Annotated in this window: 16 protein-coding genes; 7 read left to right on the top strand and 9 right to left on the bottom strand. The window is 60.6% G+C overall.

The features are described from left to right. The first annotated feature begins 167 nt into the window (after positions 1–167). Positions 168–677: a single-stranded DNA-binding protein gene (locus BS630_RS34095; RefSeq protein ID WP_077981006.1), complete on the top strand. Its 510-nt coding sequence runs from the start codon at positions 168–170 to the stop codon at positions 675–677. Positions 678–794: 117 nt separating this feature from the next. Here BS630_RS34095 and BS630_RS34090 read toward each other — a convergent pair whose 3' ends face one another. Beyond that, entirely contained in the window at positions 795–1442 is a 648-nt protein-coding gene (locus BS630_RS34090; RefSeq protein WP_011651968.1) for a MarC family protein, read from the bottom strand. A gap of 224 nt (positions 1443–1666) precedes the next feature. Here BS630_RS34090 and gyrA point away from each other — a divergent pair, with 224 nt between their 5' ends. Then, complete coding sequence (gene gyrA / locus BS630_RS34085; RefSeq protein WP_077981005.1) at positions 1667–4504, top strand: DNA gyrase subunit A; 2838 nt, start codon at positions 1667–1669, stop codon at positions 4502–4504. A gap of 179 nt (positions 4505–4683) precedes the next feature. Here gyrA and BS630_RS38480 read toward each other — a convergent pair whose 3' ends face one another. The 3 genes from BS630_RS38480 to BS630_RS34080 form a co-directional block, all read right to left on the bottom strand. Beyond that, on the bottom strand, positions 4684–4818 hold the full coding sequence (locus tag BS630_RS38480) for a hypothetical protein (protein WP_018445350.1): 135 nt from the start codon (positions 4816–4818) through the stop codon (positions 4684–4686). A 36-nt stretch (positions 4819–4854) separates the two neighbouring features. Further along, a complete protein-coding gene (locus BS630_RS37590; protein ID WP_003539654.1) occupies positions 4855–5010 on the bottom strand; it encodes a hypothetical protein in 156 nt (51 codons plus the stop codon). A 133-nt stretch (positions 5011–5143) separates the two neighbouring features. Further along, on the bottom strand, positions 5144–5422 hold the full coding sequence (locus BS630_RS34080) for a hypothetical protein (RefSeq protein ID WP_077981004.1): 279 nt from the start codon (positions 5420–5422) through the stop codon (positions 5144–5146). 90 nt (positions 5423–5512) lie between these two features. On the opposite strand from BS630_RS34080, the gene coaD reads away from it, so the two are divergent. The 5 genes from coaD (at position 5513) to tgt (ending at position 9457) form a co-directional block, all read left to right on the top strand. After that, positions 5513–6007, top strand: a complete 495-nt coding sequence (gene coaD, locus BS630_RS34075) for a pantetheine-phosphate adenylyltransferase (protein WP_020049920.1) — start codon at positions 5513–5515, stop codon at positions 6005–6007. Positions 6008–6058: 51 nt separating this feature from the next. After that, on the top strand, positions 6059–6631 hold the full coding sequence (locus tag BS630_RS34070) for a peptidylprolyl isomerase (protein WP_025394545.1): 573 nt from the start codon (positions 6059–6061) through the stop codon (positions 6629–6631). A 29-nt stretch (positions 6632–6660) separates the two neighbouring features. Further along, a complete protein-coding gene (locus BS630_RS34065; RefSeq protein ID WP_025394546.1) occupies positions 6661–7170 on the top strand; it encodes a peptidylprolyl isomerase in 510 nt (169 codons plus the stop codon). 74 nt (positions 7171–7244) lie between these two features. Further along, the gene (gene queA / locus BS630_RS34060; protein WP_077981003.1) at positions 7245–8330 is read left to right on the top strand and encodes a tRNA preQ1(34) S-adenosylmethionine ribosyltransferase-isomerase QueA; all 1086 of its coding nucleotides are present in this window, start codon (positions 7245–7247) and stop codon (positions 8328–8330) included. Then, entirely contained in the window at positions 8327–9457 is a 1131-nt protein-coding gene (gene tgt / locus BS630_RS34055; protein WP_025394548.1) for a tRNA guanosine(34) transglycosylase Tgt, read from the top strand. Before queA ends, tgt begins: the two co-directional genes overlap by 4 nt. A gap of 3 nt (positions 9458–9460) precedes the next feature. Here the strand turns inward: tgt and BS630_RS34050 are convergent, their stop codons facing one another. The 5 genes from BS630_RS34050 to BS630_RS34030 all read right to left on the bottom strand — a co-directional run bounded on the left by BS630_RS34050 (position 9461) and on the right by BS630_RS34030 (position 14981). Continuing rightward, positions 9461–10546 carry an acyltransferase family protein gene (locus BS630_RS34050; RefSeq protein ID WP_077981002.1) on the bottom strand — a complete coding sequence of 362 codons (1086 nt, stop codon included), beginning with the start codon at positions 10544–10546 and terminating at the stop codon, positions 9461–9463. Between the two features lie 109 nt (positions 10547–10655). Next, entirely contained in the window at positions 10656–11084 is a 429-nt protein-coding gene (locus tag BS630_RS34045; protein WP_020049925.1) for a DUF4864 domain-containing protein, read from the bottom strand. Between the two features lie 81 nt (positions 11085–11165). Then, positions 11166–12431 carry a beta-ketoacyl-ACP synthase II gene (fabF, locus tag BS630_RS34040; RefSeq protein ID WP_077981001.1) on the bottom strand — a complete coding sequence of 422 codons (1266 nt, stop codon included), beginning with the start codon at positions 12429–12431 and terminating at the stop codon, positions 11166–11168. A gap of 13 nt (positions 12432–12444) precedes the next feature. After that, on the bottom strand, positions 12445–12951 hold the full coding sequence (locus BS630_RS34035) for a winged helix-turn-helix transcriptional regulator (RefSeq protein WP_025394552.1): 507 nt from the start codon (positions 12949–12951) through the stop codon (positions 12445–12447). Between the two features lie 164 nt (positions 12952–13115). Continuing rightward, positions 13116–14981 carry a calcium-binding protein gene (locus BS630_RS34030; RefSeq protein ID WP_077981000.1) on the bottom strand — a complete coding sequence of 622 codons (1866 nt, stop codon included), beginning with the start codon at positions 14979–14981 and terminating at the stop codon, positions 13116–13118. Positions 14982–15145: the final 164 nt, after the last annotated feature.

Raw genomic sequence — 15145 nt, 5'->3', positions numbered from 1 at the left:
TAAACTAGAACAAATAAAGAACAAAATTCCTGATGAATGCATGCGGCTTTCTGATGGGATAAACATGTGGATTAATTGCCGCCCATGCGCATCGGCGGTCCGTGATGGTTTAAGGTGCGCCGATCGATTAAACGCCGCCGGGCAGGGCGGCAGGCAGGGTGAGAAGCATGGCTGGTAGCGTGAATAAGGTAATTCTGATTGGAAACGTCGGTGCGGACCCGGAAATCCGCCGCACACAGGATGGCCGGCCGATCGCCAATCTTCGTATCGCGACCTCGGAGACCTGGCGCGACCGCAATTCCGGCGAGCGCCGTGAAAAGACCGAATGGCACACCGTCGTCGTCTTCAACGAGGGCCTCTGCAAGGTCGTCGAGCAATATGTGAAGAAGGGCGCCAAGCTCTATATTGAAGGCCAGCTGCAGACCCGCAAATGGCAGGACCAGCAGGGCCAGGATCGCTACAGCACGGAAGTGGTGCTGCAGGGTTTCGGTTCGACGCTGACGATGCTCGACGGCCGCGGTGAAGGCGGCGGCGCGAGCGGCGGTCGTGGCAGTGGCGCCGGCGGCAACGATTATGGCGACGATTACGGCGCCCCGGCTCCCGCTTCATCGCCGAGCCGCGGCGGTGGCAGCGGCGGCAACTTCTCGCGGGATCTCGACGACGACATCCCGTTCTGATCGGCCGCCTTTTCTGGCTTCATGAAAGACTTGAGAGAGCATGATGCCTTGGATGGCGTCATGCTCTTTTTCGTTGATCTTGCGGCAGATGATTTGAGGCCGGGTGGGCGGCCCTTTTCAGTGCGGTGTCGCGCTGATCAGATTGAACGCCGACTTAGCCCCGTCGACGACGAATTGTGCGGCGAGCGCTGCGAGGATGACGCCGAGAAGCCGCGTCAGGATCGCCCGGCCTGTGACGCCGAGGAAACGGTCCAGCCTTTCGGCGATAAGCAGCATGAGGAAGGTCAGCAGCAGATTGGCCGCAATGACGCCGATCAGCTGGGCTTTCCCGATCGAGGTGGCCAGCGTGCCGGCAAGCAGGATCGTCGCCGAGATCGCACCCGGGCCGGCAATCAGCGGTAAGGCGAGGGGAAAGACGGCGATATTCTCGATATGATCCTTGGTGATCGCCGCCTCGGTCGCCTTCTCCTTGCGCTGCTGCCGCCTCTCGAACACCATCTCGAAGGCGATCCAGAACAGCAGCAGCCCGCCGGCGATGCGGAAAGCGCCGATCGAAATCCCGAGCACGCCGAGCACGCCCGCGCCGAACAGCGCAAAGACGGCAAGGATGATGAAGGCGATGACCGAGCCGCGCAGCGCCACCTGCTTGCGCTCGGTCCGGCTCATGCCTGTCGTCAGGCCCAGAAAGATCGGCGCAAGCCCCGGTGGATCGATGGTGACGAGCAGCGTCGTGAAGGCGTTGATCAATTGGTCGGCGCTTGCCATCGGCTCTCCGGAACCCCATATGGGTGCGTGGTTTTTATGATTGTGAAGCGGGGATTTCGATTTGGCAAATATCCCGCGGCGGGCCGCGGCGGATTTCCGCGCAACTTGCATATTTTACCCTCTTTAAGCCGCAAAAGCCTGTTCAAAACGCGCTGTGAAATGGCGCGGCAACAGGCTTTCCGCTATAAATCTTCAAGTGATTCTAGAAGAGATCGTGATCTGTTTTGACTGAGCAAACACCCCCCGGCGGCGGGAAGCTCCCGCCAGGCATCGAGCCCATCTCCATCATGGAGGAAATGCAGCGGTCGTATCTCGATTACGCCATGAGCGTCATCGTCAGCCGCGCGCTGCCCGACGTACGTGACGGCCTGAAGCCCGTGCACCGACGCATCCTCTACGGCATGTCCGAGCTCGGCATCGATTGGAACAAGAAATACGTCAAATGCGCCCGCGTCACCGGTGACGTGATGGGTAAATTCCATCCGCACGGCAATTCCGCGATCTATGATGCGCTCGCCCGCATGGCGCAGCCCTGGTCGCTGCGGCTGCCGCTGATCGATGGTCAGGGCAATTTCGGCTCGGTCGATGGTGATCCGCCGGCGGCCGAACGTTATACCGAATGCCGCCTGGAAAAGGCTGCCCACTCGCTGCTCGACGATCTCGACAAGGAAACCGTCGATTTCCGCGACAACTACGACGGCACGCTCTCCGAGCCGGTGGTGGTGCCCGCCAAGTTCCCGAACCTTCTCGTCAACGGCGCCGGCGGCATCGCCGTCGGCATGGCGACCAACATCCCGCCGCACAATCTCTCCGAAGTCATCGACGGCTGCATCGCGCTGATCGACGATCCGGCCATCGAGCTGCCGGAACTGATCCAGATCATTCCCGGTCCCGACTTCCCGACGGGGGCGAAGATCCTCGGCCGTGCCGGCATCCGCTCGGCCTATGAGACCGGCCGCGGCTCCGTCATCATGCGCGGCGTCGCTGCCATCGAGCCGATGCGCGGTGACCGCGAGCAGATCATCATCACCGAGATTCCCTACCAGGTGAACAAGGCGACGATGATCGAGAAGATGGCCGAGCTGGTGCGCGACAAGCGCATCGAAGGTATCTCCGATCTACGCGACGAATCCGACCGCCAGGGCTATCGCGTCGTCGTCGAGCTGAAGCGCGATGCCAATGCAGAGGTCATCCTCAACCAGCTTTATCGCTATACGCCGCTGCAGACCTCCTTCGGCTGCAACATGGTGGCGCTGAACGGCGGCAAGCCCGAACAGCTGACGCTGCTCGACATGCTGCGCGCTTTCGTCTCCTTCCGCGAAGAAGTCGTTAGCCGGAGAACGAAATTCCTGCTGCGCAAGGCGCGTGACCGCGCCCATGTGTTGGTCGGTCTGGCCATTGCCGTCGCCAATATCGACGAGGTCATCCGCGTCATCCGCCAGGCGCCCGATCCGCAGTCGGCCCGCGAAGAGCTGATGACCCGCCGCTGGCCGGCGGAAGATGTCGAAAGCCTGATCCGTCTGATCGACGATCCGCGCCATCGCATCAACGAGGATCTCACCTACAACCTCTCCGAAGAGCAGGCCCGCGCTATCCTCGAACTGCGCCTTGCCCGTCTGACGGCGCTTGGCCGCGACGAAATCGGCGACGAACTCAACAAGATCGGCGAGGAAATCAAGGATTATCTCGATATTCTCTCCTCGCGCGTCCGCATCCAGACCATCGTCAAGGATGAACTCATTGCCGTCCGCGACGAGTTCGGCACGCCGCGCCGCACCGAGATCGTCGATGGCGGCCTCGAAATGGACGACGAGGATCTGATCGCCCGCGAAGACATGGTCGTCACCGTCTCGCATCTCGGTTATATCAAGCGTGTGCCGCTCACCACCTACCGTGCCCAGCGCCGTGGCGGCAAAGGTCGCTCCGGCATGACCACCCGCGATGAGGATTTTGTTAGCCGGCTATTCGTCGTCAACACCCATACGCCGGTGCTGTTCTTCTCCTCGCGCGGCATCGTCTACAAGGAGAAGGTCTGGCGCCTGCCGATCGGCACACCGACCTCACGCGGCAAGGCGCTGATCAACATGTTGCCGCTCGCACCCGGCGAGCGCATCACCACCATTCTGCCCTTGCCCGAGGACGAGGCGAGCTGGGACAATCTTGACGTCATGTTCTCGACGACGCGCGGCACGGTTCGCCGCAACAAGCTGTCTGATTTCGTCCAGGTCAACCGCAACGGCAAGATCGCCATGAAGCTCGAGGAGGAGGGCGACGAAATCCTCTCCGTCGAGACCTGCACGGAAGATGACGACGTGCTTTTGACGACGGCGCTCGGCCAGTGCATCCGCTTCTCCGTCGATGACGTCCGGGTCTTTGCCGGCCGCAACTCGATCGGCGTGCGCGGCATCAATCTCGGCGATAGCGACCGCATCATCTCCATGACGATCGTTGGTCATGTCGATGCCGAGCCGTGGGAGCGTGCTGCCTATCTCAAGCGTTCCGCCACCGAACGTCGGGCGACGGGCGTGGATGAAGAGGATATTGCGCTGGTCGGTGAAGAAGTCACCGAGGAGGGACAGCTCTCCGACGAGCGCTATGACGAGTTGAGAGCACGCGAACAATTCGTGCTCACCGTCTCCGAAAAGGGCTTCGGCAAGCGTTCGTCTTCCTACGACTTCCGTATCTCCGGCCGCGGCGGCAAGGGCATCCGCGCCACCGACACGTCGAAGACCGGCGAGATCGGCGAGCTGGTCGCGGCTTTCCCTGTCGATGACGGTGACCAGATCATGCTGGTCTCCGATGGCGGCCAGCTGATCCGTGTGCCGGTCGGCGGTATCCGGATCGCCAGCCGCGCCACCAAGGGCGTCACCATCTTCTCGACGGCCAAGGACGAGAAGGTCGTCTCGGTCGAGCGTATCAGCGAGCCGGAGGAGGATGAGACGGAAGAGGCTGTCGAGGTCGCCGAAGGCGCCCCAGCTACCGACGAAGGTGCTGCCGGCGAAGGTGCCGGTGACGAGGCGCCGATTGCCGATGGCGATCCGGCCGGGCCTGCCGAGGAATAGTCAAATGAACGGGGCGGCTTCGAGCCGCCCTTTTCTTTTCAAGCCGCCCTTTTTTCAAGTCCAATGATGGTTGAGGACGACACCCAAAGAAAAAGCCGGACGCTGGGTGCATCCGGCTTTGAATGGTCCTGGCGACGGAAGGGTGCCGCTCAAGGGTGGGAAGAGGAGAGAAAGGAACGTCAGAACGCTCTATGTTTTTCGTTCAGAGCCTTCACCTCTTCGCCCTCGCGCCGGAGCGCTGAAATCGTTGAGGCCACAGACACGATGAACATGACGCTGATAAGGGCGGTGAGCACTGTCAAGATCGTGAACATAGGCATTCCTTTCCTGGGGAGTTGCGTTCTCGCCCCTCAGTACTGGCCCAGCACGGCCGTCCGGGCCGAAGCATAGGGACCATAAACCTTGGACGTATCGACCTTCTGATCATAGAGAGCGACAGTTGCGGTCAACATGCCCGTGACCATTACCATCCAGAGCACGTTAATCATCGTAATCTTACCGGGCATTTTTATTCCTTCCGCGCCGCTCTATGTATCGGTTGAATGAACGCATCCGTCTGTAAATGGTTCCGCCGGATGTTGATCGGGTGTTTACCAATGCCGATCTGAAGCGACCTTGAATGTCTCGTTCATCTGGCATTCAGATTCGAAGCTCGTTTTTTTCACGCAGCCGGCCCTGAGCGCGCACGATCGCCGCATGCTCGGCAAGCTCCGGCTGCACCCAGCTCATCTCGTATCGGTCGGCGAAATAGCCATAAGCCATCTCGGCGGCGAGGGAGGAAACGACGGCAAGTGCAACGAGCACGATCAGCATGGACCTGGTCTTTCGGGGAGCGCCGGATGCCGGAATGGCATCGGCTGCTTTGATGATCGGAGTTAAGCAGATCCTGTCTGAAACGGTCTTGAACGGCACATTCATCCGCCGTTCAGCCGCCCGGAACGACTGGCCAAATCACTTGCGAGAAGGCGTCATCCGTGACAAAAGGCGTCAAACCAACGGTCGGGCCACATGACGACAGCTTTCTATCCGGGGTCCTTCGACCCGATCACCAATGGGCATGTGGATGTTCTGGTCCAGGCGCTCAACGTCGCCGAAAAGGTGATCGTCGCGATCGGCATCCATCCCGGCAAGGCGCCGCTCTTTTCCTTTGAGGAGAGAGCTGAGCTGATCCGCCGTTCACTGGCTGAAGCGCTGCCTGGCAAGACCGGCGACGTCACCGTCGTCGCCTTCGACAATCTGGTCGTCGATGCCGCCCGCACCCATGGCGCCACGCTGTTGATCCGCGGTCTTCGCGACGGCACCGATCTCGATTACGAAATGCAGATGGCCGGCATGAACCGGACGATGGCGCCCGATATTCAGACCATCTTTTTGCCGGCGGGCACGGCCTCGCGGCCCATTACCGCCACATTGGTCCGCCAGATCGCCGCCATGGGCGGCGATGTCAGCGCTTTCGTGCCGGCCGCCGTCTTGCAAGCCCTCACATCCAAGCGCCCAAACTAGCAAGACTAGCAAGCGCAAAGACTAGGCGGAACCCGCCGCAATGGAGCTCATATGAAACTCTTTTATCTCGCATTTGCCGGCGTGTTGTATCTCGCCTCCTTCGCGGGGGATGCCTTCGCCCAGTCGGCCGATCATTATCTCACCATCCAGCTGAAGAATGGCCCTGTTGTCATCCAACTCATGCCTGAGGTGGCGCCGAAGCATGTTGCCCAGATCGAGGCGCTGGCCAAGAAGGGCGAATACGACAATGTCGCCTTCCATCGCGTCATCGATGGCTTCATGGCTCAGACCGGCGACGTCAAATACGGCAACATGGAAAAGGGCTTCGATGCGAGTCTCGCCGGCACCGGCTCCTCTGACATGGCTGACATCCCGGCTGAATTCTCCAAGACCCCGTTCGTGCGCGGTACGGTCGGCATGGCCCGCTCGCAGGATCCGAATTCCGCCAATTCGCAGTTCTTCATCATGTTCGCCGACGGTTCCTTCCTGAACGGCCAGTACACCGTCGTCGGCAAGGTCGTCTCCGGCATGGAGAACGTCGACAAGATCAAGAAGGGCGAAGGCCAGAACGGCGAAGTCAAGAGTCCCGACCGGATGATCAAGGTCACCCTGGGCAACAAGTAAGTTACGAGAGAAAACTAGAGGAGAAGACAATGGTCGAGATCAAGGATCCCGAAAACACCGTCATTCTGGAAACCACCAAGGGCAAGGTTGTCATTCAGCTTTTGCCGCAGGTTGCTCCGGAGCATGTCGCCCGCATCAAGGAACTCGCGCGCGAGAAGGCCTATGACGGCGTCGTTTTCCACCGCGTCATCCAGGATTTCATGGCCCAGACGGGCGATGTCGAATTCGGCAAGAAGGGCTCGGAAACCTTCAATCCCAGCCGCGCCGGCATGGGCGGCTCCTCGAAGCCGGATCTGAAGGCCGAATTCTCTGCGACCACGCATACGCGCGGCACCTGCTCGATGGCCCGTTCGCAGAACCCGAACTCGGCCAATTCGCAGTTCTTCATCTGCTTCACCGACGCGCCCTGGCTGAACAAGCAGTATTCCGTCTGGGGCCAGGTCATCGAAGGCATGGACAACGTCGACAAGATCAAGCGCGGCGAGCCGGTTTCCGATCCGGACTCGATCGTCTCCATGCGGGTTGCCGCCGACGTCTGATTGTGATTTCTGCTGAAACCCGCCCTTGCGCATAGCTGCGCGGGGCGGGTTTCGCTTTGCCTGAAAGTGCCCTGATGCGCGTAGACCTTTTCGACTTCGATCTGCCCGACGAACGTATAGCGTTGAGGCCCGCCGAACCGCGCGACAGCGCGCGCCTGCTCGTCATCGATCCGAATGCGGAAAACAGCCTGTCGGACCATCGCGTCGGCGATCTCACATCCTTTCTGCGGCCCGGCGATGCGCTGGTCTTTAACGATACCAAGGTCATTCCCGCCCAGCTCGAGGGCATCCGCCATCGTGACGGCGCCGGCGGCCAGCAGGTGTCGGCAACGCTGCACATGCGCACCGGCCCCAGCCGCTGGAAGGCCTTCGCCAAGCCGGGCAAGCGTATCAAGCAGGGCGACCGCATCTCCTTCGGCCATTCCGGCGAAAGCTGCTTTCTCGGCTCGCTCGACGCCACCGTCGGGGAAAAGGGCGAGGCCGGCGAGGTGACGCTGCTGTTCGATCTCTCAGGCCCGGCGCTTGACGAGGCGATCGCCGCCGTCGGCCATATCCCGCTGCCGCCCTATATAGCCGCCAAACGTCCCGAGGACGAACGCGACCGCGCCGACTACCAGACGATCTATGCCCGCGAGGAGGGCGCCGTTGCCGCCCCCACCGCCGGCCTGCATTTCACACCGGGCCTGTTCGAAGCGCTCGATAGGGCCGGCATTGAACGCCATTTCGTCACGCTGCACGTCGGTGCCGGCACTTTCCTGCCGGTCAAGGCCGACGATACCGCCGATCACAAGATGCATCTGGAAAGCGGCTATGTCAGCGCTGAGATCGCCGCCCGGCTGAATGCCGTGCGGGAAAGAGGCGGGCGCATCATCTGTGTCGGCACCACCTCGTTGCGGCTCATCGAGAGTGCGGCCGCGGAAAGCGGAGAGATCATGCCCTGGGCCGGCGCTACCGGCATCTTCATCACGCCTGGTTACCGCTTCAAGGCGGTCGACATGCTGATGACCAATTTCCATCTGCCGCGCTCGACGCTGTTCATGCTGGTCTCGGCCTTTGCCGGCCTCGAGACCATGCACGCGGCTTATCAACACGCCATTTCGACGGGCTACCGCTTCTACTCTTACGGCGACGCGAGCCTTCTTTTCCGGAAAGACAGATGACAGACAACTTCCAATTCACCTTGAAGAAGACCGATGCCGGCGCACGCCTCGGCCAAATCTCCATGCCGCGCGGCGAGATCCGCACGCCGGCCTTCATGCCGGTCGGCACCGTCGGTACGGTTAAGGCCATGTATCTCGACCAGGTGCGCGAGACCGGCGCCGATATCATCCTCGGCAATACCTATCACCTGATGCTGCGGCCGACGGCCGAGCGTGTCGCCCGTCTCGGCGGCCTGCATAAGCTCATTCGCTGGGAGCACCCGATCCTGACGGACTCGGGCGGTTTCCAGGTGATGTCGCTATCCGGCCTGCGCAAGCTCGACGAGCAGGGCGTCACCTTCAAGTCGCATGTCGATGGCAGCCTCCACCATATGTCGCCAGAGCGCTCCATCGAAATCCAGGGGCTGCTCGGCTCCGATATCCAGATGCAGCTCGATGAATGCGTGGCGCTGCCGGCCGAGCCGAAGGAGATCGAGCGCGCCATGGAAATGTCGCTGCGCTGGGCCGAGCGCTGCAGGGTCGCCTTCGGCGAGCAGCCAGGCAAGGCGATGTTCGGCATCGTCCAGGGCGGCGATATCCCGGCGCTGCGCATCCGCTCGGCTGAGGCGCTGGCCCAGCTCGATCTCAAGGGGTATGCGATCGGCGGCCTTGCCGTCGGCGAGCCGCAGGATGTCATGCTGCAGATGCTGGAAACGACGCTGCCCGTGCTTCCTCTGGAAAAGCCGCGTTACCTCATGGGCGTCGGCACGCCTGATGATATCCTGAAATCGGTCGCCCGCGGCATCGACATGTTCGACTGCGTCATGCCGACGCGTTCGGGCCGCCATGGTCTGGCTTTTACCCGCCGCGGCAAGGTCAATATCCGCAATGCCCGCCATGCCGAGGATATGCGCCCGCTCGACGAACAGTCGAACTGCCCGGCCTCGCGTGATTATTCGCGCGCCTATCTGCACCATCTCGTCCGCTCCAACGAGGCGCTCGGCGGCATGCTGCTCTCCTGGCACAATCTCGCTTATTACCAGGAGCTGATGCAGGGCATCCGCAAGGCGATCGCCGAAGGCCGCTTCGCCGATTTCATGGCGGAAACGCAGGAGCAATGGGCGAGGGGCGATCTCGAACCGGTGTAAAGGCTACTCCGGCCCCGCGTTGCTTACCGCGGGGACTGCGGACGCCGGGTTTGGCGCAACCATTATTCTAAGTTTTTTTCGCACTGGCTCGTCGAAGTGGACGGCGGCGATGCCAGCCACAATGAAAATTCCGACTACGACGACCATACCGGCTGCCGGAGAGGTAGGAAGGTCAAAGCCCTTTTGCCGCAGCGACTGCAGCAGACTGAAGATGGGGCCATGCAGGATATAAATCGGATAGGAAAGCCTCCCCAGCCAACGGAATACCAGCTCGACCAGGCCGGTCTGTCTCGTGCGCATCGCAAGCCAGACAATGGCCGGGAAGACCACGAGGCATATTAAAAAATCAAAATATGGGAAACCGAAGAATATGCGGGCTGGTATGTTGGCGATGACGATCAGACAACCACAGAGAAGAAGGCCGATAACGTTGCCGTTATTGGCTGTATTCGGTTTCTGGACGTCATATAACCTGTAAAGGCAGATTCCGAGCGAGAACGAGAACAGCACTCTTGAAAAGCCAAATCTGAAGTCGCCCGCCTCGGGACCAATATCGAAGTTACCTGCGACCGATGCCCCAAAGATGGTGATGCCGGCCGCACCCAGGGCGATGGCGAGCAAGCTTCTGAATGACAGTCGTATCAGAAGCACGGAGAACAGCACTCCGACCCAGAGCTCGAAGAAGAGCGACCAGCTGGGCCCGTTGAAGGGAAAGATACCTTCTTGGCTTGCGCTTGGAATGAACAGAATTGCCCTCAGCAGAAGGTCCGCCAGGGTGGAGTAGTCCAACCCGTTTTTAAGCGCATAGCTGAAAAGTCCGATCGGAAGCGAAAGAAGATAAAGAGGGTAGAGTCGAATGATACGCTGTAGCAGAAGCCCGGTGGGCGAAATCTGCTCCCTTGTCAGTCGCTTCTCATATGAATTTGCAAGAACGACGCCGCTCAACAGAAAGAAGAGGTCAACGGCAAGGTAACTGATATTCGCCGGGATCGGACCCAGCGTACCACCCGTGTGGAGGAACATGACCATGATAGCCGCAATTCCTCGCAACGCCTCAAGAGCTGTAAAAAATTGTTTGCCGGCGTTCAACGCAACAACCCTCCGTTGGCACGTTGTTACTCCAGGAGGATTTCGAAATCGTTATTGCAACGAAACCGTGTAATCTGTCGAGTTTCCACCGAAGAGTGGAAACAGCGCGTCAGATGCCCTTGCTGTCCGCGTCTGGCATGATCTGCACGCCGTTGATCCTGTAGCTGCCGTCCGGCTGACGCGTGATCTGGTAGATCGCTGTCCAGTCCTTGCCGTCGCGGCCTGAAATCAGCACCTCGTGATAGATCAGCGCGCCATTGTCGATCGAGCGGCTGCGGCCGAAGGCGTAATTGCCGGGGTGATAGACCGGCTCGTAGCTCTTCTTCACCATGGCGAAGAACAGGTTCTTGTCGGGATACAGTGCCCGGATGCCGGGAGCAGCGAAAGAATAGGCGGTCTCGGCATCGTCCTTGAGGAAGGCCTTGATCTGGTCCTCGATCATCGTCCGCGTCGTGTCGATCGGATCTTCGGCGCGGGCCGAGACAGGGGAGAGAAAGGACGCGGCACACAGAATAAGAACTGCGAAGAAGGCGCGCATGGTGTACCTCCGGCTCTATCGGGGAAAGGATCGCCGATAAAGCAGAAGTGTAGGCGATTTTCAGCGCAAGGAAAGTGAACTTTACGACCAGCGGCGGAACAGGGCGCTGGCATTCACCCCGCCGAAGCCGAAACCGTTGGTGATCGCATAGTTCATCGCTAGCGGCCGCGCCGTCTTGCCGACGATATCGATGCCGCCGGCATCAGGATCAGCCTCATCGAGGTTGCGGGTCGGCGGTGCAATCTGGTCGCGCAGCGCAAGGATGGTGAAGATCGCCTCCAGGCCGCCGGCGGCGCCAAGCAGGTGGCCGGTCGCCGATTTCGTCGCGCTGACGGCAATATCGCCATTGCGGCCGAAGACCGTGCCGATCGCCGCGATCTCGCCTCTGTCACCGACCGGTGTCGAGGTCGCATGCGCGTTCAGATGCCTGACCTCCGAAGCGGGGATCTTCGCCTGCCTGAGTGCTGCCTCCATCGCCCGGCGGGCGCCGTCGCCGTCTTCTGGGCCTGAGGTCATGTGGTAGGCGTCCGCAGCGGTGCCATAGCCGACGAGTTCGGCGAGCGGCGTGGCGCCACGGGCAAGCGCATGCTCCAGTGTTTCGATGACAAGGACGCCTGCACCTTCGCCCATGACGAAACCGTCGCGCGCCGTGTCGAAGGGCCGTGACGCCAACTCCGGCGTCTCGTTGAAACCGGTGGAAAGGGCACGTGCAGCGGCAAAGCCGCCGAGGCTCACCTTGTCGATGCAGGCCTCTGCACCGCCGCAAATCGCCACATCTGCTTCGCCGGAGCGGATCAGCCGCGCCGCATCGCCGATTGCCTGGACGCTGGCCGCACACGCCGTCACCGGAGCCCCGAGCGGCCCCTTGAAGCCATAGCGGATGCTGACCTGGCCGGCGGCGAGGTTGACGAGGAAGGACGGCACGGTGAAAGGCGACAGCCGCCGAACGCCGCGCGTTTCGCCGATCCGCACCGCTTCGGCGATCGCCGGAAATCCGCCGACGCCCGACGCGATGATCGTTGCCGTGCGCTCGCGCTCGACTTCGTCGGTCGGCATCCAGCCGGCCTGCCTCACCGCTTCCTCCGTCGCCGCCATGGTGAAGTGGATGAAGCGGTCCATCTTCTTCTGGTCCTTGGGCGTGATGTAACGGTCGGGATCAAAACCAGCCTCAGCATCTTCCGCGATACCGGGAACGATGCCGCCGACCTTGGCCGAGAGCTCGCCGACGATATCCTCCACCAGCACCCGCAGCCCCGAACCGCCATCGAGAAGGCGCTTCCAGGCGGGCTCGACACCGGTGCCGAGTGGCGAGACAAGTCCCATGCCGGTGACAACAATGCGATCCATTCTTTTGTCCTTTCTATGCGTCGATGCCGAGATACCAGGCGCGCATGCGGTTGATCCGCTCGTGCACCTCGTTGTCGGCGGCGGGGCCTGCAAGCAGGCTGGTGTTTTCGGGGGTCACTTCTTCGCCGGTCCGCGCATCGACCAGCATCGTCTGGCGCTCTCTGCCGGAAGCGGCATCGCCCAAGAGAAAGGCGAGGTCCTCTTCCGGGATGTGCCGGCTTCCCCAGGAAAACAGCGTCATCAGAACAGGAAAGAAATCACGGCCCTTTTCCGTCAGCAGATATTCGTAGCGGGCAGGGCGCTGATGGTAGAGCCGCCGTTCGAACAGCCCCTTTTCCGTCAGATGTTTGAGCCGCCGCGTCAGGATGTTCGGCGCCACGCCGAGGCTTTTCTGGAATTCGTCGAAGCGCGAAAGTCCCTGAAAGGCATCGCGCAGTATCAGCATGCTCCACCAGTCGCCGACGCTGTCGAGCGCACGCGCCGCCGGGCATTTGAAGTCGCTGAAGCTCGTCCGCTGCATGGCTGATGTCACTACAGCAGTGACTATCATCATGCAAGTTAGTTATATCAAACGTCGCCCTCAAAGGCCTCACCGTTGCGGCACGCGTGGCGTCAATGGAGAATGTGGCCGGGATCTAGGCTAAGAGCGGGAGACCGCCCCCCCAAGGAGACCGGCCGACAGGGTCAGACAAGCAGGAGATCTTTGAAGTGAAGTGCGGCGGAATTGTCGAGATCGGTGACATGGATTGCCCCGCCCGCTGCGCTTCCATCCGCATCATAGGATAAAATGCCGCTGGCCTGATCGTAGATCAGCTTGTCATCAGCCTCGAGCGCTTTTGTTCCGAGAACGAAATTCTCGGCCGAAAAGCTCGATGGCTTGAGCCCGGTGAAGACAGCATCGTCGAACACCAGCTTATCGCCTGCGGCTGACGAGAAATCCACGATCTTGTCGACGCTGGAATTGCTGGGATTCACATCGAAGACGAAGGAATCGGCTCCGCCTCCGCCGGTGAGAACGTCAGCACCGGTTTTGCCGAACAGCTTGTCGTTGCCGAGCCCGCCGATCAATCGGTCGTTCCCTTTCCCGCCGTTGAGGAAATTGTTTCCGTCGTTGCCGGTCAGAATGTTGGCCGTATTGTTGCCTGTCGCGCTGAGATTGGCCGTTCCGGTCAAGGTGAGGTTTTCGATCGTTCCAATCGTATGCTTCTGATCGGCAAGGCTGAAGGAGATCGACGCCTTGATGGTATCCGTTCCGCCGCCCCGGCTTTCGTCGACGATCTGGTTGGCATTGGTCACGGTGAAGGTGTCGTTGCCGGTGCCGCCATAGAGATGGCTGTTGGCCGGCGGCGGCGTGCTGGCGCCGCTGCCTGCTACCTCGATGATCAAGGGATGGTCGACGACATCGAGCGTCAGGGATGAGACGTTGCTGAGGCTTTTGATCGCCGTCGTTCCGGTCACGGGGTCGAAGACCTTAACGGAGCCGAACGAGGCGCCGAGATTGACCTTGACGGCTGTTGTCGCAGCCTGAATGGCGGTGTCGGAGGATTGGTTCCAGATATCGGGCTCGTTCCAGAGGATGATCTGGTAGCTCCCATCCGATTTTTCCGTGAGCAGGCTGCGGGCGGAGGACGGCAGGCCGTCGATCGAATAGTTGAGCGCTCCGGCGCTGAAGCTCGCCTTCTGAGCGCTGTCATCCGCAAGGATTTCGGTGAGGTTGTGGATCGCCGTCGCAGCCGGCTTGGCCGAATAGTCGAGATGAAAAAGGCCGAAATGCTTTTCCTGATTGGCGCCCTGCGGGTCGGAATAGGCGTCCAGCAGTTCGTAGATGAATGTCTGTTTCGATCCGAGTGCCGCGCCGTCCATCAGCGTATTGAGCAGGAGCTTTGCCTGCGTCGCTTCGCTGACGCCTTCCCAGCCGCCATTGGTGTCGGCGGTGAGCGAGGTGTGGTAACCGGTCTCGGTGATCGCCAGCGGCTTGCCCGGATCGGCAGCGCGCTGAACGCCGGATTCTCGGGAAAGCCATGAGAATGGTTGGTCGCCATCCTTCGCATAGGTGTGGATCGTCGTGTAGTCGGAGGCCGACGCGACCGTATATCCGGTAAAGCCGAGGACGGGGATATTCTTCAGCAAGGGATCGGCGCTGACGGCCGCAAACAGATCCTTCTGATAGGCAACCGCTGCTGCCTGGCCGCTCAGGCCATGATAGCTGACCGGCCAGTTGTTGACTTCGTTCGGACCTTCGATGCCAACGACCGATCCGGGATGGGCCTGCACGAAGGCGTGCAGCCGTTGGGCGACGGTGGCGGGGTCGACTTCCCGCTGGGCACTGAAGACGAATTGCACGCCGGCCTCGGCCGCATCGCCCAGATGCGTTTGGCCATTGGGGTCGGAAGCGGAGTTTGGGGCGTGATCGCGGACCGTATCAAGGCCAAGATAGTCGAGAGCCTTAACAACTTCTCCAACATTGGAATATTTTCCGTCGGTATAGTCGATATGCGTATCAATTCCAAAGGAACGAATAATATCGTTTGTTCTAACGGCTTGAGCCAAATTTTTTCTCCCAGTTCATGAGGGAATTGGCGATGGGAATTTATCCCATTTCTGATGCCGATTCGATTTAATACAGAAGGAGGGCTGCGCAGTATTGCCCGTTAACCATGATATGTTGTCCTGAATGTGGCCCGTTCCGGATCGCATTGAATGCCGAATCTATG

The organism is Rhizobium laguerreae, from assembly GCF_002008165.1.
Lineage (GTDB): Bacteria > Pseudomonadota > Alphaproteobacteria > Rhizobiales > Rhizobiaceae > Rhizobium > Rhizobium laguerreae.
Note: the sequence above shows the minus strand (reverse complement) of the source record. Positions and strands in the feature narration are given on the sequence as shown.